General features: G+C 64.5%; 18 protein-coding genes. 5 read left to right on the forward strand and 13 right to left on the reverse strand.

Going from position 1 to position 22574, the window contains the following annotated elements:
* Positions 1–194: 194 nt before the first annotated feature.
* Positions 195–2099 carry a B12-binding domain-containing radical SAM protein gene (locus GGR36_RS18835; protein WP_183636533.1) on the reverse strand — a complete coding sequence of 635 codons (1905 nt, stop codon included), beginning with the start codon at positions 2097–2099 and terminating at the stop codon, positions 195–197.
* A gap of 451 nt (positions 2100–2550) precedes the next feature.
* Between GGR36_RS18835 and GGR36_RS18840 the strand changes: the two genes are divergently transcribed.
* Positions 2551–3729 carry an ROK family transcriptional regulator gene (locus GGR36_RS18840; protein ID WP_183636536.1) on the forward strand — a complete coding sequence of 393 codons (1179 nt, stop codon included), beginning with the start codon at positions 2551–2553 and terminating at the stop codon, positions 3727–3729.
* On the opposite strand, the gene GGR36_RS18845 is transcribed toward GGR36_RS18840, so the two are convergent.
* The 7 genes from GGR36_RS18845 to GGR36_RS18875 all read right to left on the reverse strand — a co-directional run bounded on the left by GGR36_RS18845 (position 3726) and on the right by GGR36_RS18875 (position 11062).
* The gene (locus tag GGR36_RS18845) at positions 3726–4643 is read right to left on the reverse strand and encodes a type 2 periplasmic-binding domain-containing protein (RefSeq protein WP_183636540.1); all 918 of its coding nucleotides are present in this window, start codon (positions 4641–4643) and stop codon (positions 3726–3728) included. The two genes, GGR36_RS18840 and GGR36_RS18845, sit on opposite strands and share 4 nt — an antisense overlap.
* A gap of 151 nt (positions 4644–4794) precedes the next feature.
* A complete protein-coding gene (locus tag GGR36_RS18850) occupies positions 4795–6090 on the reverse strand; it encodes a sulfate adenylyltransferase subunit 1 (RefSeq protein WP_183636543.1) in 1296 nt (431 codons plus the stop codon).
* 152 nt (positions 6091–6242) lie between these two features.
* On the reverse strand, positions 6243–7157 hold the full coding sequence (gene cysD, locus GGR36_RS18855; RefSeq protein WP_172196734.1) for a sulfate adenylyltransferase subunit CysD: 915 nt from the start codon (positions 7155–7157) through the stop codon (positions 6243–6245).
* A 30-nt stretch (positions 7158–7187) separates the two neighbouring features.
* On the reverse strand, positions 7188–7958 hold the full coding sequence (locus tag GGR36_RS18860; protein WP_183636546.1) for a phosphoadenylyl-sulfate reductase: 771 nt from the start codon (positions 7956–7958) through the stop codon (positions 7188–7190).
* 13 nt (positions 7959–7971) lie between these two features.
* Positions 7972–8571, reverse strand: a complete 600-nt coding sequence (locus GGR36_RS18865) for a DUF934 domain-containing protein (RefSeq protein WP_183636549.1) — start codon at positions 8569–8571, stop codon at positions 7972–7974.
* Complete coding sequence (locus tag GGR36_RS18870; protein WP_183636552.1) at positions 8564–10252, reverse strand: nitrite/sulfite reductase; 1689 nt, start codon at positions 10250–10252, stop codon at positions 8564–8566. Before GGR36_RS18870 ends, GGR36_RS18865 begins: the two co-directional genes overlap by 8 nt.
* 30 nt (positions 10253–10282) lie before the next feature.
* Positions 10283–11062: a sulfite exporter TauE/SafE family protein gene (locus tag GGR36_RS18875; RefSeq protein WP_183636554.1), complete on the reverse strand. Its 780-nt coding sequence runs from the start codon at positions 11060–11062 to the stop codon at positions 10283–10285.
* A gap of 107 nt (positions 11063–11169) precedes the next feature.
* Here GGR36_RS18875 and GGR36_RS18880 point away from each other — a divergent pair, with 107 nt between their 5' ends.
* The gene (locus GGR36_RS18880) at positions 11170–12111 is read left to right on the forward strand and encodes a CysB family HTH-type transcriptional regulator (RefSeq protein ID WP_183636557.1); all 942 of its coding nucleotides are present in this window, start codon (positions 11170–11172) and stop codon (positions 12109–12111) included.
* A gap of 89 nt (positions 12112–12200) precedes the next feature.
* Positions 12201–13976 carry a monovalent cation:proton antiporter-2 (CPA2) family protein gene (locus tag GGR36_RS18885; RefSeq protein WP_183636560.1) on the forward strand — a complete coding sequence of 592 codons (1776 nt, stop codon included), beginning with the start codon at positions 12201–12203 and terminating at the stop codon, positions 13974–13976.
* A gap of 13 nt (positions 13977–13989) precedes the next feature.
* On the opposite strand, the gene GGR36_RS18890 is transcribed toward GGR36_RS18885, so the two are convergent.
* From GGR36_RS18890 to GGR36_RS18910, 5 genes are all read right to left on the reverse strand, one after another.
* On the reverse strand, positions 13990–14970 hold the full coding sequence (locus tag GGR36_RS18890) for an asparaginase (RefSeq protein ID WP_183636563.1): 981 nt from the start codon (positions 14968–14970) through the stop codon (positions 13990–13992).
* 112 nt (positions 14971–15082) lie between these two features.
* Positions 15083–15811 (reverse strand): amino acid ABC transporter ATP-binding protein, encoded by a 729-nt coding sequence (locus GGR36_RS18895; protein ID WP_183637294.1) that lies wholly within the window; start codon positions 15809–15811, stop codon positions 15083–15085.
* 18 nt (positions 15812–15829) lie between these two features.
* The gene (locus tag GGR36_RS18900; protein WP_183636566.1) at positions 15830–16495 is read right to left on the reverse strand and encodes an amino acid ABC transporter permease; all 666 of its coding nucleotides are present in this window, start codon (positions 16493–16495) and stop codon (positions 15830–15832) included.
* A gap of 10 nt (positions 16496–16505) precedes the next feature.
* Positions 16506–17243, reverse strand: coding sequence for an amino acid ABC transporter permease (locus tag GGR36_RS18905; RefSeq protein ID WP_183636571.1), 738 nt, complete (start codon positions 17241–17243; stop codon positions 16506–16508).
* Between the two features lie 91 nt (positions 17244–17334).
* Positions 17335–18246, reverse strand: a complete 912-nt coding sequence (locus GGR36_RS18910) for a transporter substrate-binding domain-containing protein (RefSeq protein ID WP_183636574.1) — start codon at positions 18244–18246, stop codon at positions 17335–17337.
* A 467-nt stretch (positions 18247–18713) separates the two neighbouring features.
* Between GGR36_RS18910 and prsT the strand changes: the two genes are divergently transcribed.
* Positions 18714–21530, forward strand: coding sequence for an XrtA/PEP-CTERM system TPR-repeat protein PrsT (prsT, locus tag GGR36_RS18915; RefSeq protein WP_207064506.1), 2817 nt, complete (start codon positions 18714–18716; stop codon positions 21528–21530).
* 147 nt (positions 21531–21677) lie between these two features.
* Positions 21678–22487: an exosortase-dependent surface protein XDP1 gene (xdp1, locus tag GGR36_RS18920; protein ID WP_183636581.1), complete on the forward strand. Its 810-nt coding sequence runs from the start codon at positions 21678–21680 to the stop codon at positions 22485–22487.
* The last annotated feature ends 87 nt before the right edge of the window (positions 22488–22574 follow it).

Below are 22574 nucleotides of genomic sequence, written 5' to 3' on the forward strand. Positions count from 1 at the left end.
AGGGCTCAAGTCCGGTCGGTCGCTCGCGATAAGCGGTGCGGCCGGGCTCGTCGGGACGGCGCGATCGACCCTGCCTATGCTGGCGCAATTGTTTGGCTAAGTGGGGCGGCGGCTGCCAAGGGGGCCAATAGACGATATGCGTTGGGCTGCTTGACGGTCGCGTCGCCCGCGCACCTTTAGCTGCGAACAGCGACTCAGCGCAGCGCGTTGGCGACGAAGTGCCGCGGTACCCGGGTGCGTGGTACGCGTTGCTGGAACCAGCTGCGCACGTCCTCATCGAGTCCGATGCCGTGCATGAAGTTGTACAGCGCCTTGTTCAACGCCACGCCCAGCGCGTCGTGGTCGACGCCGGTGGGGTCGATGAAACCGACGTCGTTTCGCGCAAACGTCGCGGGCGGGAGCGGCATCAGCGTGACGCCATAGGCCTCCGGGTTCTTGCCGACCGGCGAGTGCACCGTGCAGACAAAGCGATGGAAGAAGCCTGACTGGATGCAGCCGGCTTCGAACAACTGGCGCACGTATTCGAGTGCGTCCACCGTGTCCTGCACCGTCTGCGAGGGGAAGCCGTACATCAGGTAGGCGTGCACCAGGATGCCGGCCTCGCTGAACGCATGGGTCACCCGTGCCACCTGATCCACCGAGACGCCCTTCTGCATCAGTTTGAGCAGGCGATCGGACGCGACTTCCAGCCCGCCTGACACCGCGATGCAGCCACTGTCGGAGAGCAACTGGCACAGTTCGGGCGTGAAGGACTTCTCGAAGCGGATGTTGCCCCACCATGAGATCGATCGCTGCCGATCGACCAGCGCTTGTGCCAGCGCCTTCAGCGATTTGGGGGGCGCAGCTTCGTCGACGAAGTGGAAGCCGCTCTGCCCGGTTTCGGCGACGATGGCGTCGATGCGCGCGATCAGTGTGTCCGCCGACGCCGCGTCGTAGCGCGAGATGTAGTCGAGGCTCACGTCGCAGAAGCTGCACTTCTTCCAGTAGCAGCCGTGCGCGACGGTGAGCTTGTTCCAGCGTCCGTCCGACCACAGCCGGTGCATCGGGTTGAGCATGTCGAGGATCGACAGGTAGCCGTCGATCGGCAAACCGTCCCAGGTCGGCGTCCCGACGTCCTCAAACGCGACGTCGGGCTCGGCGAAATTCACGTAGCGTACGGCGCCGCTTTCCGTGTCACGGATGAAGCTGCGCACCAGGCGTTGTTGCGAGCGCCGGCCCTGCAGATGCTCCAGGATCGCCAGCAAGGGGCGCTCGCCGGCATCCAGCGTGACGTAATCGAAGTAGTCGAACACCCGCGGATCGGCGAGTTCGCGCAGCTCGGTGTTCACGAATCCGCCGCCCAGCACCGTGACAACGCCCGGGGCTTGCGCCTTGATCGTCTGCGCGATGCGGAAAGCGCCATACACCGAGCCGGGGAAGGGTACCGACAGCAGCACGACGTCCGGTCGGTGCCGGTCCAGCGCGTCAAGCGCAAGCGTGCACAGGGTCGCATCGACCAGCGTGTGCGCGCCCGCCAAGGCCTGTGCGAGCGGGTCGAAGCTCGGCTGGCTGGCGGCCAGCGATTCGCCGTAGCGCACGAACTCGAAGCGTGGGTCGACAGCGTCGCGCAGCACGTCGGCGAGGTCGTTGAGGTACAGCGTGGCGAGGTGGCGCGCGCGATCCTGCATGCCAAGCGATCCGAAGGCCCAGGCGAGCGGGTCGCCGCCGTCCGGATCGACGTACACCTCCAGCGAATCGAAACGCGCGCCCTCGGGCAGGAAGTTGCGACCGCCAATGCGGTGCGCCACGGTCGGATCGCGCCCCTGCAGGAAGCCGATTGCCACCGATACCGTGGCCCGGTAGCGCGCGAACTGCGCCAGGAACGACGCCACCTGCGGCGAGCGCTTGCGCTGCGGGATCGCCTCGGCCCGCGCACGGACTTCGTCCAGGCCCTGCGGCGAAAACAGGCGCAGCACCAGCGCCAGCGCCAGATCCTCCTGAGCCGCCGCGACACCCTGTGCGCGCAGGAAACCGGTGAGGTATGCCGTGGACGGGTAGGGCGTATTGAGCTGCGTCATCGGCGGGATGATCGACAGCACGCGGTGGGTGAATTCGGACATGGGCTGCAGCGGGGCGTTCCGGAGGTGGGGCGATCGGTTTCGCCGGTTGCCGGCCCAGAAGGCCGGAGGCGAAGCGATTCTAGCGCTTTGATCCCGGCAGGCGGCCGCTTGTGGATCGCGGTACATCCGACGCGGCATGTGGCGCTTGCGCCGCGCGCGGCCGAGGGCCCACTTGAAGCGACCATTCCTCCCGGCTGAGTCCCGCGCCTGCGGGCTTGCGCGGCCGGGCACTCGCGCGCCGTGTTCGCACCGTGCGCCATTCGGTGCTCGCGTCGCAATTTCGAGACGGGGGGCGAAAGCCTGCGTGGGATATAGTTACCGGTTGCCGCATACGGCAGCGCCGGTATCATTGGGCGGCGGTGCTGCAGCTGCATTCTCGGCGCCCGCCAGGCCCGCACCCGCGGGCCTTAGTGCGGCGCGTGCCCAGTACATCGTTCGATCGGAAATCGGCATGCCCATCACTGGTGACCAGACGCTCCTCAAACAGATCAACCGTATGGCGATCGTTCGCCGGGTGCGACAGCAGAGCGGCCTTTCGCGCGCCGACATCGCCAAGGAAACCGGGCTCACCAAATCCACGGTGAGCCTGCTGGCGCAGGAGTTGATCGACGAAGGCTGGCTGGTCGAGCATGCGATCCAGATTACCGGCGCCCTCGGCCGCCGGCCGACCCCTCTTGCAATCGATGGCGGGCGTCTCGCGATGGTCGGCGCAGAACTGGGGGTGGACCGTATTCACGTGGTTGGCCTTTCGCTCAGCGGCGAGATCGTGTTCAAGACGGAGCAGGACCTCCAAGGGAGCGGCCCGACCGAGGTGCTCGGCCAGCTCGCGCGCCTGTTGATCGATGGCGTGGCGCAGGTGCGGGCGTCCGGGCGCAGCGTGTTCGGCGTCGGCGTCGGCTTGCCAGGCGCGGTCGACGAGGACGCGGGCGTGCTGAAAGTGGCGCCCAATCTTGGCTGGCGCAATGTCGACGTAGCCAGGCCCTTGCGCGCCGCATTCGACGCCGCCGGGCTGGATGCGCTGCCGATCTGCATGCAGAACGAGGCGGATGTCGCTGCGCTGGGCGAATACGAATTCGGCAGCGCACCGGTGCCCGATCCGCTGGTCTATCTGAGTCTGGGTATCGGCGTGGGCGCGGGCATTGTCGTCAATGACCGCCTGTTCGTGGGGGCGGCCGGATTCGCCGGTGAAGTGGGGCACTCGATCCTGCAGATTGCCGGCGCACGCTGTTCATGCGGGCGCGAGGGCTGTGCCGAGGCCTACATCGGCCTGCGCGCGATCGCACGCCAGTCGGCCAGTCCGGGCGACCCGCCGCGCGATCTCGATGCGCTGGCGGCCGGTGTCGCGCAGGGCGAACTGCTGGCCGTGCGTGCAGCACAACAGGCCGGCCATTACCTCGGCGTGCTGATGCAGAACCTCTGGACTGCCTTTGATCCGGGGCGCTTCGTGCTCGGCGGCCCGACCTGTGAGCTCGGCGCCCCGTTGCTCGATGCGGCGAAGGAAACCATCGATGCCTACGCGCTGGCGGCCGGGCTCCCCGCGCCGGAAGTGCGCGTGTCCCGTTATGGTCGCCGCGCGGTCGCAGCGGGCGCGGCTGCGATGGTGCTGCACAAGCTGCTCAGACCCGTCTAGCGCCCGCCTTTTTTTCGGACCGCGCTTTGCGGCGGGTTGTCAGCGCTCTGGGCGGGTGACGCTGGCTGCCACCACCAACTGGTCGGCACGCTGTCATCCTGTTCGAGGTCCGGGTTTGAAAGTTCGATGATGCGGCGGCGTTCGAAGTTTGCGCTCGCCAGAATCTGCGCGAAGTGGCGCTGGAAGCTCCGATCGTAGGAGCCATCCTGAATCGCTTTGCCCAGCCCGCGCGTAACGCGTTCGGCCAGATCCGCCCGCGTCGGGTTGACGATGAAGTACCAGTCTGCCCGGTAGTGCAGGGCCAGTGCCGGTTCGATCTGCAGCGGCGTGACGCCGTTTCGTTTCTGGACGTCGAGTTCCCAGAATATCTCGGCCACGCCCCGCGAGAGATAGTCCATACGGCCTGCCGCCAGCATACGGAAGGCGCCGGAGTAGTCGCCCGCGTCGACCAGGTTCAAACCGTTGGCGCGCATGATCGGATAGTCGGCAAACGTACGGATGAAACCGAGTTGCAAGGGGCGCAGTTGTTCGAGCGAAGTGACGCTTGCGAAGCGCGGTGCCGACTCCGGACGAATCATCAGCAGCCGCCACCCCAACAAGCCGCGCTGCAACGGCGTCGGGATGACGATGACGCCCTGTTTGCGCAGGTCCCGCGAGTCGACCGCGACGGCAACTTCAAGCTCGCCGGCCCGCAGTTCGGCGATCCGGCGGGCCTGCATCTGCGCCGGCAGGCGGATGATCCGGTCAGGGCCGGCCCGATCGGGCGCTTTTTCCAGCGCCAGCGCGAGGATTTCCAGTACGAAGTCCCAGCGCTTGTCGTCCGGGCTATCCCCTCCGGGGAAGCGGATGTCGGCACCCCGAGCCGGAAGGCTGAGGAGTGCTGCAAGGAGGAGGAGCGTGATCTGCCTGCGCATCTGCTTGGAGGATAGCCCACGCTTGGGCGCGCGGGAAAGGCGCCTCAGGCTACCCTGACGCGGCAGTGGTCCGGAGCGAGGCCCGGACCACTCGTCGGGTGTGCATCGGCGCCGCCGATACCGGGCGCCGTATTGCGAATGTGCCGCCCCCTCAGATCACCATGCCCGCCCCGACCGTGTTGTTGGTCGACTCGTCGACGACGATGAAGGCGCCGGTTTCGCGGTTGGTGGTGTAGGGGTCGGCGAAGATCGGCTGCGCGAGCTTGAAGCCGACCTCGGCGATGTCGTTCACCGCCAGTTGGGTGGCGTCGACCTGCGCTTGCGAGTTGATGTCGACCTTGTACGCGATGCCCGAAAGCTTGGCCTTGACGGTGCGCGAGGTGTGGCGGATCAGGTAGGTGCGGGCCGGCGACAGCGGCGTCTCCGACAGCCAGCACAGCATCGCGCGCAGTTCCTTCTTCGCTTCCGGTGCGTTGCCGGACTTGACGATCATGTCGCCGCGCGAGATGTCGACCTCGTCTTCCAGCAGCAGCGTGACCGACTGTTCGGTGTGGCCGACGTCGATCGGCTCGCCACCGATGTGCACTGCCTTGACGCGCGATTCGATACCCGAGGGCAGCACCGTGACGGCGTCGCCAGCTTGCACGGTGCCCGATTCGACACGACCGGCAAAGCCGCGATAGTCGTGCAGTTCGGGGTCGTCCGAGGCTTGCGGGCGGATCACGTACTGCACCGGGAAGCGGAAGGATTCGCTGCGTTCGTGCGTGCCAGCGGGCGGCGCCGTTTCGAGGATATCCAGCAGGGTCGGGCCTTCGTACCAGGGCATCGCATCGCCGCGCTCGACGATGTTGTCGCCAGCCAGCGCGGACACCGGGATGAAGCGCACGTCGAAGCCCTTGGCGGTGAGGCCCATCTTGTCGGCGAAGGCACGGTACTCGGCGCAGATGCGGTCGTACGTGGCCTGGTCGTAGTCGACCAGATCCATCTTGTTTACCGCCACCACCAGGTGCGGAATGCCCACCAGATGCGTGATGTAGCTGTGCCGGCGGGTCTGTGCGAGAACACCCTTGCGCGCGTCGATCATGATGATCGCGAGGTTCGCGGTGGATGCCGCGGTGACCATGTTGCGGGTGTACTGCTCGTGGCCCGGCGCGTCGGCGATGATGTACTTGCGCGTGCCGGTGGCGAAGTAGCGGTAGGCCACGTCGATCGTGATGCCCTGTTCGCGCTCGGCCTGCAGGCCATCGGTCAGCAGCGAGAGGTCGACCGCATCGAGCCCGCGCTTCTTCGAGGTCTTCTCGATCGCGGTCAGCGCATCGGCGAGGATCGCCTTTGTGTCGTACAGCAGGCGGCCGATCAGCGTGCTCTTGCCGTCGTCGACGCTGCCGCAGGTCATGAAGCGCAGCAGGCCGTTTTCTTGGGTCGGAAGGTTTTCCATCGCGGACATCTCTAGGTTCTTTCGTTAAGTCCTACAAAAGGACGCGCAGAGATCGTAGCGAGCGGGGTCAGGCCGGGGTCGAGAAGCGCAGCCGTACATGCGGTACGGCGACCATCACAGGCCCCGGGATGAGGCCGCGCAGTAGATCTATGCGTGTTCTTTCAGAAGTAGCCTTCTTTCTTGCGTTGCTCCATCGACGCTTCCGAGGTCTGGTCGTCCAGTCGCGTCGCGCCGCGCTCGGTGATCGTCGTGGTGGCGGTCTCGACGACGATCTGCTCGACCGTGCTCGCGGTCGACTCGACCGGCGCCGTGCAGGTGATGTCGCCAACGGTGCGGAAGCGGACCATCACCTCTTCCACCACATCGCCCGGCTTGGCCGGCGTCAGCTCGGTCACCGGCTGCAGCAGGGTGCCCTTGCGCACCACCGGGCGGGTGTGGGCGAAGTAGATCGAGGGCAGTTCGAGCTTCTCGCGCTCGATGTACTGCCATACGTCCATTTCGGTCCAGTTGCTGATCGGGAAGGCGCGGATGTTCTCACCCTTGAAGGCGCGGGCGTTGTAGAGGTTCCACAGTTCCGGGCGCTGGTTCTTCGGATCCCACTGGCCGAACTCGTCGCGGAAGCTCATCACGCGTTCCTTCGCGCGGGCCTTCTCCTCGTCGCGACGTGCGCCACCGATGCAGGCGTCGAACTCGAACTCGGCGATTGCTTCGAGCAAGGTCACCGACTGATGCTTGTTGCGCGATTCATCGGCCGACTTGAGCACCACCGAGCCGCGCTTCATCGAGTCTTCCACCGAGCGCACGATCAGGCGTTCGCCGAGTTCGGCCGCACGCTTGTCGCGAAAGTCGGTGACTTCCTTGTAGTTGTGGCCGGTGTCGATGTGCATCAGCGGGAAGGGGAAGCGGCCGGGGCGAAAAGCCTTCTCGGCGATGCGCAGCAGGCAGATCGAATCCTTGCCGCCCGAGAACAGCAGCACCGGGCGTTCGCACTGGCCGGCGACCTCGCGCATGATGTGGATGGCTTCGGCTTCGAGCCAGTCGAGGTGCGACAGCGTTTGTTTGGTCAGCGTACTCATTCGTTTGCTTTCAGCGTGAGCGACGCGCGCTCAGGATTTCTTCACGTGCAGGCCGCACTCTTTGGATTCGGGATTCTCCCACCACCAGCGCCCGGCGCGCACATCCTCGCCGACCGCGATCGAGCGGGTGCAGGGCGCACAGCCGATGCTCGGGTAGAACTGGTCGTGCAGCGCGTTGTAGGGCAGCTCATGGATGCGGATGTAGGCCCAGACTTCCCGCTCGCTCCAGTCGAACAGCGGGTTGAATTTCTCCAGTCCGTTGCCGGCGTCGAACTCGCGCGGCGCGAGCTCGGTGCGGGTGGTGCTCTGCGCGGCGCGCAGGCCGGTGATCCACGCCTTCTTGCCGGCCAACGCACGACGCAGCGGTTCGACCTTGCGGATGCCGCAGCACGCCTTGCGCAGTTCGACTGAGTCGTAGAAGGCGTTGATGCCTTCGGTGCGCACGTACTGCTCGACGGCCGTCGCGTCCGGGAAGAAGACTTTCAGCTTCGTGCTGTAGCGCTTCTCCACCTCGCCCATCAGGGTGTAGGTCTCCGCCGGCAGGCGGCCGGTGTCGAGCGAGAAGATCTCGATCGGCAGGCGCTCGGTGAGGATCAGGTCGGTCAGCACCATGTCCTCGGCGCCGAAGCTGTTGGCGAAGGTGACTTCACCGGCAGCACCGAATTCCTCGATCGCCGCATGCAGCAGTTCCAGCGTACGGGCGCGCTTCACCGCGACCGTGGTGCGCAGTTCATCGGTCAGCGCCGGTGTGGTTGCCGGGTTCTTGGCGCGCGGCTTGAGGAAGGAGACGCTCTCGCTCATCGCTGGACTCCGTTCAAGCGCGGGCGTGGCGGCGCCACAGCGGTTGCGGCTCGGCCACCGAAGCCTGGTAGGGCTCGGAAAAGTCGCGCAACGAGGCCAGCGCATCCTCGGCCGAGCGGTCGGCGCGGATCTGGTAGGCGTCGAAGCCGCAGCGCTGCATGAAGTAGAGCTTGTCGCGCAGCACATCGCCGATCGCGCGCAATTCGTTCCTGTAGCCGTAGCGGGTACGCAGCAGCACGGCGGCGGAGAAGCCGCGACCATCGACGAACTTCGGGAAGTCGTAGGCGATGACGGGCAGGGCGTTGATGTCGCCCACGGCGGCGGCGAGGTCTTCGACCAGTTCGAAGCTTTCCAGCCATACGCCGATTTCGCCGGCGGCGATACGTGCAGCCAGTTCGTCCTTGCGGGCGCGGAACACGGCCAGCGGCACGATCGCGCGGCCCGCCGGGATCTGCACTTGCGCGATCAACTCGGGCGAGGCGGCCTCGGTGCCGGTGACCTTGAATTGCACCACCTTGCCGGCCTGCTTCTGCACGGATTCGTCGACCGCCGGGTAGCGCACCAGCGTCCAGCCGTCTTCGACGACGGCGCCGTTCTTGATCAAGTTAGACATTCTCCAGCTCCTTCTTCGGGGCTGCGGCCGGCGTGCCGTACACGCGGGCCTTGAAGGGGTCGAGGCCAAGGCGGCGCACGACGTCGATGAACAACTCGTCGCCTTCGCGCTGTTCGACGAAGACGCTGATGATCTTGCTGATCACGTCAGGTACATCGGCGGCGGCGAAAGCGCGGCCGATCACGCTGCCCAGTGTGGTTTCGTTGCCCTGCTGGCCGCCGAGCGAGATCTGGTACCACTCCGATCCGTCCTTATCGACGCCGAGGATGCCGATATGGCCGACGTGATGGTGACCACAGCTGTTCATGCAGCCGGAGATGTTCAGCTCGATGTCGCCGAGGTCGAAGAGAAAATCGAGGTTGTCGAAACGTTCCTGGATCGCCTGCGCGATCGGGATGCTCTTGGCGTTGGCCAGCGAGCAGAAGTCACCCCCCGGGCAACAGATGATGTCGGTCAGCAGGCCGATATTCGGCGTCGCGAGACCGGCCGCTCGCGCGGTTTGCCATACATCGAACAGGTCGCTGAGCTTCACGTCGGCCAGGATCAGGTTCTGCTCATGCGACACACGTAGTTCGCCGAAGCTGTACTGGTCAGCGAGATTGGCGACGATTTCCATCTGTTCGGCAGTGGCATCGCCCGGCGCGATGCCGGTCTTTTTCAGCGACAGCGTCACCGCGCGGTAGCCGGATACCTTGTGGGCGTGCGTGCAGCGCTTGAGCCAGGCGGCGAACGCCGGGTTGGTCGCGGCCTTCTCGTTGAAATCCGGGTCGCAATCGGCAAGCTTCTCGTAGGCGTGCGGTGCGAAGTGCGCACTGACGCGGTCGAGTTCGGCCTGTGTCAGCGTGCTCGGGCCATCTTTCCAGAAGGCCCACTCTTCCTCGACCTGGCGCTTGAACTCGGTGATGCCGAGCGCCTTGACGAGGATCTTGATGCGCGCCTTGTACGCGTTGTCGCGGCGGCCGTAGCGGTTGTAGACGCGCAGGATCGCCTCGCAGTAGCTGATGACGTGCTTCCACGGCAGCGCCTCGTGGATCACCTGGCCGATGATCGGCGTGCGGCCCAGACCGCCACCGACCCAGACCTTCACCACCAGTTCGTCGGCGTCGTTACGCAGGAATTCGAGGCCGATGTCGTGAACGCGGACCACGGCGCGGTCGCTCTGCGCGCCGTTCACGGCGATCTTGAACTTGCGCGGCAGCGCGGCGAACTCGGGGTGGAAGGTGCTCCACTGGCGCAGGATCTCGGCCAGCGCGCGCGGGTCGACCACTTCGTCCGGCGCGACACCGGCGAACTGGTCCGTCGTGATGTTGCGGATGCAGTTGCCGGAAGTCTGGATCGCGTGCATCTCGACCGAGGCGAGTTCGGCCAGGATGTCCGGCGTGTCCTCAAGTTTCGGCCAGTTGTACTGGATGTTCTGGCGCGTCGAGAAATGCGCGTAGCCATGGTCGTACTTGCGCGCGATCTCGGCGAGCTTGCGCAGCTGGCGGCTGGCGAGCAGGCCGTAGGGGATGGCGACGCGCAGCATCGGCGCCTGGCGCTGGATGTAGAGGCCGTTCTGCAGGCGCAACGGGCGGAACTCGTCTTCGGTCAGTTCGCCGGCAAGGTAGCGGCGCGTCTGGTCGCGGTACTGGGCAACGCGCTCGTCAACGATGCGCTGGTCGTATTCGTCGTAGCGGTACATCGTGAATCTCTCTCTTGGAATTCGGGGTGATCAGTGCGCGATCAGCTTCGTACCGACAAGCACGAGCATCAAGGCGAGCGCGGGACGCAGGAATTTTTCCGGCACTTTTGCGGAGATGTGGCTGCCGATCCAGATGCCGGGCAGCGAGCCAACCAGCAGGCTGCCGAGCAGCGACCAGTTCACGCTACCCAGCCACCAGTGGCCGAGGCCTGCCACCAGCGTCAGCGGCACCGCATGGGCGATGTCCGAGCCGACGATCCGCACTGCCGGCAGGCGCGGATACAGGAAGAACAAGGCGGTCACGCCCAGTGCCCCGGCGCCGACCGACGAGATGGAGACCAGCACGCCAAGGATCGCGCCGGTGAGGATGGTCAGCGTCCGGGTGAGCGCCGGATCGCGCTCACCACCATGGTGGGCGAGCGAGAACTTCTGGATACGGCTGCGGAAGATCAGCGCGACCGCGGTCAGCAGCAGGGCGATGCCGAGTGCGACCGAGATGATGTCTTTGGCGCCGCCGATGCCGCCGGGGAAATAGGTGCCGATCACGAACAGCGTGGCCGCGGCGGCGGGGAGGCTGCCTGCGGCGAGGGCGCCGGTGATCTTCCAGTCGACGGTGCCCTTGAGGTTGTGTGCGACGGTGCCGCCGGCCTTGGTGATCGCCGCGTACAGCAGGTCTGTGCCGACTGCGACCGCCGGGTGGATGCCGAACAGCAGCACCAGCAGCGGTGTCATCAGCGATCCGCCGCCGACGCCGGTCAGTCCGACGATGGCGCCAACGGCAAAACCGGCGATGGAGTAGGTGAAATCCATGAAATCACTCGGGGTGAATGTGAGCCGCGATCTTATCGGAGCGCTTAATTCCCTTTTCTGCCTGCGTGTTAGACTCTAAGAACGATTCGTTATATAGCGGGCGTGCCATGAATCTCCAGCAGTTGCGCTACGTCGTCGAAGTGGTCCGGGCGGGGTTGAACGTGTCGGAAGCAGCGGATGCACTGTTTACCTCCCAGCCCGGCGTGTCAAAACAGATCCGCCAGCTTGAGGAAGAGCTGGGCATCGACATCTTCGTGCGACATGGCAAACGCCTTACCGGCGTGACCGAGCCGGGCCGGCAGGTGCTGATGATCGCGGAGCGCATGCTGGGCGAAGTCGATAGCCTGAAGAAGGTCGGCGCCGAATTCAGCAACGAATCGGCCGGCACCTTGAACATTGCGACCACCCATACCCAGGCGCGCTACGCGTTGCCGCGGGTGGTCCAGGCCTTCGTGCAGAAATTCCCCGGTGTGCGGCTGACCTTGCACCAAGGCAGCCCCCGGCAGGTTTGTGACTGGGTGCTGGAGGGCGAAGCCGACCTCGCAATTGCCACCGAGTCGGTGGGCGAGACGGACGGGCTCGTCTCGTTGCCGAGCTACCAGTGGAACCGCTGCGTCATTGCCACGCCGCGGCACCCCATCCTCAAGGCGAATCCGCTCACGCTCGAAGAGATCGTGAAGTATCCGATCGTCACCTACGACACCACCTTCGCCGGTCGCAGCGAGGTCAATCGCGCCTTTCTCGGGCGCGGCCTCAAGCCCAACGTGGTGCTGGCGGCGATGGACGCCGATGTGATCAAGACCTATGTCGCCATGGATCTGGGGATAGGCCTGATCGCCTCGATCGCGTATGACCCGATTGCCGATCGTCGCATCGGCGCGATCGACGCATCGCACCTGTTCGCCTCCGCCGTGACGCGCATCGGCATCCGCAAGAACGCCTACCTGCGCGGCTATGTGTATGGCTTCATCGAGCTGATGTCGCCACATCTGAATCGGCACACGGTCGACGCCGCCTTGCTTGGTGGTGGCAGCGACCCGGGGCTGTAGCCGCTCGACGCGAGCACATTCGGCAACAGCTGCATGCCGATGCCTGTCACCCATTTCTGCGATCCTGATGCGATGAACCGGAGTAACCGATGACCTCGCTCACCACCTTTGCCGCGCTGATCGCGGCAGCAGTGCTTCTCGTACCGCTCTTCAAACGCGCCCGGCTCGGTACCGTGCTGGGCTACCTCGTCGCCGGCGTGCTCGTTGGCCCCTTCGGGCTGAATCTGGTGGGCGACCCTGAGAGCCTGCTGCATACCGCTGAACTCGGCATTGTGCTGCTGCTCTTCGTGATCGGCCTCGAACTGCAGCCCTCGCGCCTGTGGGCGCTGCGGCGCCAGGTCTTCGGACTGGGGGCCCTGCAGCTGATCGGCTGCGGCACCGTGATCGGCACTGTGGTGGCGGTCGGATTCGGCCTTTCTATCAAGGCTGGCGTGCTGCTCGGCTGGACGCTTGCGCTCTCGTCCACCGCACTGGTGCTGCCGACTCTGGCCGAACGCAAGGAATTGACCAGCCAGTACGGGCGCGAGTCCTTCGCGATACTTCTGTTTCAGGATCTGTCGGTGATCCCGCTGCTGGCGCTGATTCCGCTGCTCGATGTCGGTCTGCCCAAGGCGGGTCGCAATCCCCTGATGGGGCTGCTCGTGCTGCTGGTGGTGGTTCTGGTCGGGCGTCGCGTCCTGCATTGGGTCTTCGTTTACGTCGCGCGATTTGGCAGCCGTGAGCTGTTCACGGCTGCGGCCTTGCTGTGCGCGCTGGGCTTGGCGTCCTTGATGGAGGCGGTGGGCTTGTCGATGTCGATGGGCGCCTTCGTTGCCGGGGTGCTTCTTGCGGACTCCGAGTTCCGCCATGAACTCGAGGCCACCATCGATCCGTTCAAGGGGCTGCTGCTGGGCCTGTTCTTCATGGCGGTCGGCATGAACGCCAACCTCGACCTGCTTGGCACCATGCCCGTGCGGGTGATCAGCTTTGCCCTGGGTCTGCTGGCCCTCAAGGCCAGCGTACTATGGGTCTTGCGCCGGATCGCGCCGGACGGCATCGACAGCGCCCGCCCGCTCGCTTTCGCGTTGGCACAGGGCGGCGAGTTCGCCTTTGTCGTGTTCAGCATGGTGGAGCAGGGGCGCCTGGTGCCAATCCGGGTGGCCGACCAGATGACGCTCGCCGTCGCCCTGTCGATGGCGTTCGCGCCGCTGCTCTTTATCGCCAACGACTGGCTTGCGAAGCGCGACGCCAAGCGGCCGGCACGCGACTACGACCCGATGCCGACCGATCCGCCGACAGTGGTGATTGCGGGCTTCGGTCGGGTCGGGCAGGTGATCGGCCGACTGTTGATGAAGCAGGGCATACGGTTCACCGCGGTCGACAACGACCCCGAGCAGATCGAGACGGTGCGCCGTTTCGGCATGCAGGTGTACTACGGCGACGCGGCCCACCTGGCGCTGCTCGAATCCGCCCAGGTGGGTTCAGCGAAGGTTTTCGTGCTGGCGATCGACGATGTCGAGCGCTCGCTGCAGGTTGCCGAGCTCGTGCGCCGCCACTTTCCCAAGCTGGCGATCGTGGCGCGCGCGCGCAACCGCTTTCACGCCTATCGGCTGATCGACCTGGGGGTGACGGTGCAGGTGCGCGAGACGCTACTATCGAGCATCGAGATCGGCCGCGGCGTGCTTGAAAATCTCGGTCTGGACGAAAACGAAATCGCCAAGACCGTCGCCCGCTTTGTCGAAGCCGATCGCATGCTGCTGTCGCGCCAGCAGGCCGTCTATCACGACGAGCAGCAGCTGATCCAGACATCGAAGGAGGCGCGCGCCGAGCTGGCCTCGATCCTGGATCTGGAGCGCAAGCAGGCCAAGCCGGCGAAGGCTGAATGAGGCTGACTGGGGCTCAGGCGTTCAGCAGGGCCGCCTGCTGTGCTGCGTGGTCAGCACCCCCGGCGAGCGCCAGCATCAGCGTTACCCGCGCTTGCCACGGCGTCAGGCGTCCGCAGGCGAGCGTACCGTGCTCGGCATCGTCGAAGTTGCCCTGCGGCATCACGCCACCGCTGGCGACCCGGCTCGCGCGCACCACCGGAATCCCGCGCGCGGTGGCGGCAGCGATCGCGGGTAGCCAGGTTTCCGGCACGCTGCCGTGGCCAGCGAGCGCGAGCACCAGACCGGCGGCACCGTGGGCGAGGCTCGCTTCGATCTGGTCGGCCGGCGCGCCGGCATAGCCAAGCAGTACGTCAACCCGCGGCAGGCTGTCTGGCAGCGCAGCGGTGAAGCCCGGCGCAGCGTTTTCGCTGCTGGCGTCAAGCCGGATCTGTGTGCCTAGTGCAATGCCGACCGGCCCCGCGTCGATGCCGCCGAGTGCGTCCGGCGCATGGGTGTGGCGCTTGGTGCAATCGCGCGCGCGCCAGATCCGGTCGCCCGCCACGACCAGCGGGCCGAGGCGCGCCGCGGCCGGCATTCCGGCGCAGGCGAAGGCCTGCAAGAGGTTCATCGGACCATCTGCCGAGCGCGCGGTGGCGGGGCGCATCGCGGCGGTCAGTACCACGGGTTTGTCGCGCGGCAGGGTCAGGTGCAGGAAGAACGCGGTTTCTTCCAGCGTGTCGGTGCCGTGGGTGATGACGATGCCGTCGATTTCGGGCTTCGCGATGCGATCGCGTAGCAGCGTGGCGAGCGTGAGCCAGTGTTGCGGCTGCATATCCTTGCTGTCGAGCGCGAAGACTTGCTCGGCGGAGATGTGGCCGAGCGCGGCCGCTTCCGGCAGGGCCGCGAGCAGGGTGTCAGCGCTCAACGCACCGGCGCGGTAGCGCGAGGTGTCGGTCGATTCGGCAGCGCTGCCGGCGATGGTGCCGCCGGTCGCGACGAGAAGCAGGTTGGGCATCGTGAGCGTTCCAGCCATCGTGAAGCCGCAAGGATAGCGCGAGCCATGCGCTGCGCTGGAAACGCAACAGCCCGCATGTCGCGGGCTGTGTGCGCCGGCTGCGGCGTCGGGATCAGTGCTGCAGGATCTTCGACAGGAAGTGCTGGGCGCGTTCCGAGCGCGGTTTGCCGAAGAAGTCTTCCTTCGCGGCGTCCTCGACGATCTGGCCGGCGTCCATGAAGATCACGCGGTGGGCGACTTTGCGCGCAAAGCCCATTTCATGGGTGACAACCATCATCGTCATGCCTTCCTTGGCTAGCTCGACCATCACGTCGAGTACCTCGTTGATCATCTCCGGATCGAGTGCCGAAGTGGGTTCGTCGAAGAGCATGCAGATCGGGTCCATCGCCAGCGCACGCGCGATTGCGACGCGTTGCTGCTGGCCGCCCGACATCTCGCCGGGGAACTTGCTGGCATGGGCCTTGAGGCCGACACGGTCGAGCAGCTTGAGCGCCTTGTCGCGCGCCTCTTCGTGGGTGCGGCCGAGCACCTTGGTCTGCGCAATACTCAGGTTTTCGATGATGCTCATGTGCGGGAACAGCTCGAAATGCTGGAACACCATGCCGACGCGCGCACGCAGCTTGGGCAGATCGGTCTTCGCGGCGCCGACCGAGAAGCCGTCGACGATGACGTCTCCTTTCTGGAAGGGTTCCAAGCCGTTCACGCACTTGATCAGCGTCGACTTGCCCGAGCCGGAGGGGCCGCACACCACCACCACCTCGCCCTTGTCCACCTGGGTGCTGCAGTCGGTGAGCACCTGGAACTGGCCGTACCACTTGGATATGTTGCGGATTTCGATCATCGACATGGAGACAGTCCGTTAGCGAATGATGGCGATGCGCTTCTGCAGATGCTTGACCAGCGTCGACAGACCGAAGCAGATCGCGAAATAGACGAACGAGACGAACAGGTACATCTCGACCGGGCGGTTGTAGTTCTTGCCGGTGATTTCGGCGGCCTTCAGGAGATCCTTGGCGCCGATTGCGTACACCAGCGAGGTGTCCTGGAACAGGATGATGGTCTGCGTCAGCAGCACCGGCAGCATGTTGCGGAAGGCCTGTGGCAGTACCACCAGCTTCATCGCCTGCCAGTAGGTCATGCCGAGCGCGAAACCCGCATTGACCTGGCCTCTCGGCACGCTCTGGATACCGGCACGCATGATCTCGGAGTAGTAGGCTGCCTCGAACGCCGTGAAGGTGATCAGTGCCGAGTTTTCCGCGCCCATCGGTGCGCCGGTGAAGAGCGGAATCAGGAAGAAGAACCACAGGATCACCATCAGCAGCGGGATCGAACGCATGGTGTTTACGTAGATCGTCGAGGCTGCGGCGAGCGCCGGGCCGCCGGAAATGCGTGCCAGTGCCAGCAGCGTGCCGAGCACGATGCCGCCGCTCATCGCCACGAGCGTGAGTTTCAGGCTGAAGAGCAGGCCGATCCAGATGAAGGGCAGGCCGGGCGCGACGATGGAGAAATCGAGTTGACCGAGCATCGTTAGCCCCTCACTTCGCACCGGCAATGTAGCCGGGTACGCGGGTACGTTTCTCGATGAAGGCCATCACGCGGTTCGCTGCAAAGGCGCAGATCGTGTACAGAACGGTTGCGGCGAGCAGGCTTTCGAATACCTGGCCGGATTCCTCGATCATCTGGCGCGAAATGAAGGTCAGTTCCATCAGTCCGATTGCGAAGGCGACGGCTGAGTTCTTGATGATGTTCATGAACTCGGAGGTGAGCGGCGGGATCACGATGCGGAAGGCCATCGGCAGGATCACGTAGCGATAGGTCTGTGCCAGCGTGAACCCCATCGCGAGGCCTGCCATCTTCTGCCCGCGCGGCAGGCTCTGGATGCCGGCGCGCACCTGCTCGGCGACACGCGCCGAGGTGAACAGGCCGAGGCAGATCGTGGCGGTAAAGAATTCCTTGGCCGGCATGTCCTGCTTCACCCACATCGAAAGCTTGGCGGGCAGGAACTCAGGCACCACGAAGAACCACAGGAACAGCTGGACCAGCAACGGCACGTTGCGGAAGAACTCGACCCAGGCGTTGCCGAGCATCACCAGCCAGCGGTTGGGGGTCGTGCGCAAGGTGCCGACGATGGCACCGAGCACCAGCGCGATGACCCAGGCGGACATCGACACGGCGACCGTCCAGCCGAGCGCGGAGATGATCCAGTCGAGGTAGGTCTCATCGCCTGCGCTGACCTGTTCGAGATAGACGCCCCAGTTCCAGTGGTAATTCATTGCAGCGGGCTACCTGTATGTGAATGCGGCAATAGCGGCCGAAAACGCGGCACCCCTGTCGCAAGGGTGCCGCATGCGTCTTCGGAGATGCTTACTTCTTGTTGTACTGCTCGGCCGGCGCGTCGTTAGGCGTCTGCAGTGCGCCCTTGAGCGCGTCGCTCATCGGCAGGTTCAGGTTGGCGTTCTTCGGCGGGATCGGCTGGGTGAACCACTTCGTGTACAGCTTGGCGACCTCGCCGGTCTTGATCAGATCACGCACGGTGGCATGCACCAAACCTTTGAACTGCGGGTCGTCCTTGCGGAACATGATGGCGATCGGTTCGACCGAGAGCGCTTCGCCGACCACGGCGAAATCGCCCGGGTTCTGGGCCGTTGCGATCAGGCCCGCGAGCAGGTTGTCGTCCATCACGAACGCAACGGCGCGATCCGACGAAAGCATCAGGAAGGAATCGGCGTGATCCTTGCCGTACACCTCCTTGAAGTTCACGCCTTTGCCTTTTTCGTGCGCACGGATCAGTTGCACCGAGGTCGTGCCGGTCGTCGTGGCCACCGGCTTGCCATCAAGCTGCGACAGGCTGGTGATGCCGGAAGCCTTCTTCACAGCCATGCGCACCGTCGTGACATAGGTCGTCGGCGCGAAGGCGACCTGGTTCTGGCGCGCAGCATTGTTCGTCGTCGAACCACACTCGAGATCAACCGTGCCGTTCGTGACCAGCGGAATGCGGTTCTGCGACGTGACCGGCTGGGTGTTCACCTTGAGGTTCGGGAGCGCCAGCTTCTGCTTGATCACATCGACGATACGGTTGCAGATGTCGATGTGGTAGCCGACCGGTTTCTGGCTTGCATCGAGGTAAGAGAGCGGGATCGACGATTCGCGAATGCCAAGCGTGATCGCGCCACTGTCCTTGATCTTCTTGAGCGTGCCGTCAAGTGCCTGGGCTTGTACCTGGCCCGGGACCAGTGCGCTCAGCAAGGCGGCAATGAGTGCGGTGCGGATGATCATGTGTGAAGCCTCCAGATGGATTGAACACCGATGATGGCGTGAAACCAGCACCGGGCCGAATGTCCGGCCAATGCCAGCGAAAAATGTACCAATTGCCGAAAACCGCCTATTCGTAGAAACACGAACCGCAGGCGTGCGTAACAGCAAACCTGATTGCCATTGCGTTTGGTTGCCCTGTCCCGATGGCGCGGGAACTCCGCGATTCGCGTCACCGCAGTCGCCGGGCCGGCGCTCAGGGGGCCATCGCTGTGCAGGCGCACCGGCTTCGGGCATGCCGATACTCATCCAGCTGTCACGCGCCGGCAAGTCCCGTCGGCGATAATCCGCGGCGAGGTCGGAGTGCTTCTGGCGGTTTTCGCGATTTTTGTCAAATAACACGCGGCCGGCCGGACAGATGTCACGAGCGTACCGGCGCATCCCTTCCTATACTCGCGGCGCGGCTTCTACCAATACGATTCCAGACTCCCTTGCGGCTCAAAGGCTTCAGACTTCTCTTCATCCAGATGGTGCTTGCGCTCTCGGCGCTGCTGCCCGGCCTGGCTATTGCCGCGGACACCGCGAAGGCGTCGCGGTTCTACGAAGACGCGCTGGCGCGTTACGAGCGCCGCGACTACACCGGAGCGGTGATTCAGCTCAAGAATGCATTGCAGCAGGATCGCAAGATGCTCGCAGCGCACGTGCTGCTTGGGCGTTCGCTGCTGTCGGTAGGCGATTCGATCGGCGCGGAAGCCGAGTTCAAAATTGCGCTGGAGCTCGGCGTTGACCCCGCTGAAGTGGAATTGCCATTGGCCCAGGCACTCTACGCACAGGGGCGCTTTGCTGATCTGATCGCTCGAAACGTTCCGACGACATTGCCGCCGACTGTGAGGCAGGAGTTGTTGATCGTGCGCGGCAGCGCGCAAGGTGAAATGAACGACGCGGTTGCAGCCCGCAAATCCTTCGACGAAGCCCGCGCGATCGATCCGCGTGCGGCAACACTGATCATGGCTGAGGCGTCTCAGGCCTTGCGTCTGGGCAATGTTGCGCGCGCTGTGGAGCTGTCACAGCAGGCCGTCACGCTTGCCCCGGATCGCCCCGAGGCGTGGGCCGGACGCGGTGCAGCGCTCGCCGCGCAGCGCCAGAAGCAATCAGCCCTCGATGCCTTTGGTCGCGCCTTGACGCTCGATCCGAGGCAAACCGATGCGCGGTTGGCGCGGGTCGACATCTTCATCGATATGGATCGCGACGCGGACGCTGCGCGCGATCTCGATGCGTTGAAAGAATTTGCGCCAGGTGACCCGCGTGCCGCCTATCGTCGCGGCGTACTCGCGGCGAGAAAGGGTGACACGGAGGCGGTCGCGCGCGAAATGGCCGAAGTGGTTAAGGCGATCGACTCGATGCCTCAGGAAGTTCGCGTCCGGCGTGCCAGCATCCTGCTGATTGGTGCGATGGCGCATTACAGCTTGCACAACCAGGAAAAGGCGCGCGCCAGCTTCGAGGCCTTCCTGCGCCTGCAGCCCTATCACCCGGGTGCGACACGGCTGCTTGCTTCGTCGTACCTGAACGACGGCGATCCGGTGCGCGCAGCGAACCTGCTTGAGGAGTATCTGCGCCGTTTTCCGGGCGACGCGCAGGCGATGACGCTGCTCGGTTCCGCGTATCTGGTCCAGAAGCGCTACTCGAAGGCCTCGTCACTGCTTGAACGTGCCGTCGTACAGGGCGTCGCCGATCCGGCAATGCGCGCGACCTTTGGGGCCTCGCTGGCGGGGCAGGGCCTGGATGCAACGGCGGCCCAGCAATTGAAGCTGGCGTTTGACGCGAACCCTGGCGACCAGGCTGTCGGCGCGTCGCTCGGTGTGCTGCTGCTGCAGCGGGGCGAGGTCAAGCCCGCGCTGGAAGTGCTTGAACGTGTCTATGCTGCGAATCCCCGCAGTCCGGTCGCCCTCAACCTCCTCGGGCTGGCTCGGGTGCGTTCCGGCGACAAGATCGGTGGGCGCAAGGCCTACGAGGCGGCGCTTGCCGTCGATGCACGCTTTGCCCCGGCTCAGCTGAATCTGGCGCGACTCGATGTCGCGGAAGGACGATCAGATGCGGCCCGCGCGCGCCTGCAGGAACTGCTGAAGAGTGCGCCGGACAACCCCGATGCGTTGATCGATCTGGCGGCGCTGGACCGTCGCGAAGGAAAGGCTGAAGCGGCGCGTAAGGGGCTTGAGAAGGCAATGGCGGTTGCGCCACGCCACCCCCGCGCACCTTTGATTCTGATTGACGACGCGCTGTCCCGTGGCGATACGGCGGCGGCAGTCAAAATCGCCCGCGGGGCAGCGGCGGCAATGCCGTCTGATCTGTCTATCCTGCTCGCGCTGGCGCGTGCGCAACTCGCCAGTGGTGATCTGACCCGCGCACGGGAAACACTTGTCGATGCACGCAAACGTCTGGAATCGGACCCCGACGCGTTGGTGCAGGTTGCACGGATGCAGATTGCGGCAGGGCATCTTCAGGGGGCCAGCTTCACCGTTGACAAGGCGCTGGTAGTGCAGCCCGATGCCTATCCGGCGCTCGAGTTGCAGGCGGAGATTGCCTTGCGGAATAACGACCCGGCGCAGGCCGAGCGATTGGGCAAAGCGCTCGTCGAGCGATTCCCGAATCGCGCGGCGGGCTACCAGCTCCTTGGCGACATTGCACTGACGCGCGGTCAGATGGCGAACGGTCTGGCCTTGCACCGCAACGGCTTCGAACGGGAGCCGACCGTTGACAACGCCCTGCGCGCCTTTCGTGCGCACCTCGCCGCCAACGAGCCGCAACGCGGCGTAGTCCTGCTCTCCGAGTTCCAGCGTACAGGCAAAGCGCCGACCGACCTTCGAATCGCAACGGCGATCGCAGAAGGTCAGATTCGCGCTGGAGATCTCAAGGCCGCGCGCATCAGTCTGGAAAAACTGATCCAGACCGCGCCGTCACCTGCGTTGCTGAACAACTACGCACTGGTCTTGATGGACCTCGGGGACAACAATGCCGTTGGTGCAGCTGAACGGGCGTATCGCAGCGCGCCAAACGACCCCCGCATGATCGACACCTATGGATGGATTCTGGCCCGAAACGGACAGGGCGAACGGGGGCTTGGATACCTCCGGGATGCTCGCTTGCGCAGCCCTCGCGACGCGGAGGTCCGATTCCACTTGGCATGGGTATTGAACCAGCAGGGACGGAAGAAAGAGGCGCGCGAGGAATTGGCGCCGGTCAAGCCAGAGCTTGGCCGCGACGGCATGCCCGCCGAGGCACGAAAGTTGGCGACGGAGCTTGGATTGTGATGTCGGCGGTTTTTACGCCACGCATTGGGCTTGTGTACGCATCGGCGCGCAGGCCTCTGTTTGCAAGGGTTTTGCGTTCTGGCCCGAGGTTTGCTTTTATTGGGCTAGAGCGCCGGTAAACCGGATTAGAAAGAGACAGGGCTTGTCATGACTCAAACCAGAAAACTCGTTTTGTTGGCTTCGCTGCTGTTGTCGGCAAGCATGCCCGCCGCTGCAGCGTATAGCTGGGCGTTTGATTCGGGTAGCGGCAAGTGCTCGGTGCCAAACTCCACTACGTCGTCGTGCACTGTCACGAGCGCTGGGCCAACCGTCACTGCGACGATGTACTCCAACACCAATGGTTCGGGCGCCAATTCGGATCTTTACACGCTTGAAACCGGCTATATGGGCGTGTATAGCGGTGGCATCGGTGAGCACAACAAGGATGGATGTTCCTCCGGTTCATCATGTGACGTCGGCGATCTCTATTCTTCGGCTCCTGAGCATGCTATCGACAACGATCAGCGTTATGACTCGGTGCTGTTGAATTTCGGAACGTCCGTTAAGCTCAACAGTCTGAGCATCGGCTGGAAGGGTACCGACTCCGACATGACTGTACTGGCGTATACCGGGACGGGAACATGCGTTGCTACCAGCACCTGCTCTGCGACGCTTGCGGGCAAGAAGTACAGTGATCTGACGAATTCCGGCTGGTCGCTGATTGGGCACTACGCCGATGTCGCCTTGAATGCTGTTACCGGTATCAATGGTGGCAACGTCAGCTCCAGCTACTGGCTTATTGGTGCGTTTAATCCGCTTGTAGGCGGAAGCACGACCGGCTTTGATAGTTTTAGAAACGATGCCATCAAGCTCAAGTCCATCGCGGCTGATGTTCCGGGCAAGGTGCCGGAGCCTGCATCGCTGCTGCTGGTGGGGCTTGGCTTGGCGGCCGCTGCGCGGTTCTCGCGCAGGGCTTAAGGATTTACAGACTGCTCTGACGTTTCTCTCGAAACGTATAACGCCGCGGAAGCGGCGTTTTTTTTTGCCCGTCGTGCATGAAGAGCG

The sequence above is a fragment of the Niveibacterium umoris genome, from assembly GCF_014197015.1.
Taxonomy (GTDB): domain Bacteria; phylum Pseudomonadota; class Gammaproteobacteria; order Burkholderiales; family Rhodocyclaceae; genus Niveibacterium; species Niveibacterium umoris.

What these genes read in the sequence shown, in the direction of transcription:
- GGR36_RS18835 (WP_183636533.1), bottom strand. Translation starts at nt 2,099, where the DNA reads ATGTCCGAATTCACCCACCGCGTGCTGTCGATCATCCCGCCGATGACG.
- GGR36_RS18840 (WP_183636536.1), top strand. Translation starts at nt 2,551, where the DNA reads ATGCCCATCACTGGTGACCAGACGCTCCTCAAACAGATCAACCGTATG.
- GGR36_RS18845 (WP_183636540.1), bottom strand. Translation starts at nt 4,643, where the DNA reads ATGCGCAGGCAGATCACGCTCCTCCTCCTTGCAGCACTCCTCAGCCTT.
- GGR36_RS18850 (WP_183636543.1), bottom strand. Translation starts at nt 6,090, where the DNA reads ATGTCCGCGATGGAAAACCTTCCGACCCAAGAAAACGGCCTGCTGCGC.
- cysD (WP_172196734.1), bottom strand. Translation starts at nt 7,157, where the DNA reads ATGAGTACGCTGACCAAACAAACGCTGTCGCACCTCGACTGGCTCGAA.
- GGR36_RS18860 (WP_183636546.1), bottom strand. Translation starts at nt 7,958, where the DNA reads ATGAGCGAGAGCGTCTCCTTCCTCAAGCCGCGCGCCAAGAACCCGGCA.
- GGR36_RS18865 (WP_183636549.1), bottom strand. Translation starts at nt 8,571, where the DNA reads ATGTCTAACTTGATCAAGAACGGCGCCGTCGTCGAAGACGGCTGGACG.
- GGR36_RS18870 (WP_183636552.1), bottom strand. Translation starts at nt 10,252, where the DNA reads ATGTACCGCTACGACGAATACGACCAGCGCATCGTTGACGAGCGCGTT.
- GGR36_RS18875 (WP_183636554.1), bottom strand. Translation starts at nt 11,062, where the DNA reads ATGGATTTCACCTACTCCATCGCCGGTTTTGCCGTTGGCGCCATCGTC.
- GGR36_RS18880 (WP_183636557.1), top strand. Translation starts at nt 11,170, where the DNA reads ATGAATCTCCAGCAGTTGCGCTACGTCGTCGAAGTGGTCCGGGCGGGG.
- GGR36_RS18885 (WP_183636560.1), top strand. Translation starts at nt 12,201, where the DNA reads ATGACCTCGCTCACCACCTTTGCCGCGCTGATCGCGGCAGCAGTGCTT.
- GGR36_RS18890 (WP_183636563.1), bottom strand. Translation starts at nt 14,970, where the DNA reads ATGCCCAACCTGCTTCTCGTCGCGACCGGCGGCACCATCGCCGGCAGC.
- GGR36_RS18895 (WP_183637294.1), bottom strand. Translation starts at nt 15,811, where the DNA reads ATGATCGAAATCCGCAACATATCCAAGTGGTACGGCCAGTTCCAGGTG.
- GGR36_RS18900 (WP_183636566.1), bottom strand. Translation starts at nt 16,495, where the DNA reads ATGCTCGGTCAACTCGATTTCTCCATCGTCGCGCCCGGCCTGCCCTTC.
- GGR36_RS18905 (WP_183636571.1), bottom strand. Translation starts at nt 17,243, where the DNA reads ATGAATTACCACTGGAACTGGGGCGTCTATCTCGAACAGGTCAGCGCA.
- GGR36_RS18910 (WP_183636574.1), bottom strand. Translation starts at nt 18,246, where the DNA reads ATGATCATCCGCACCGCACTCATTGCCGCCTTGCTGAGCGCACTGGTC.
- xdp1 (WP_183636581.1), top strand. Translation starts at nt 21,678, where the DNA reads ATGACTCAAACCAGAAAACTCGTTTTGTTGGCTTCGCTGCTGTTGTCG.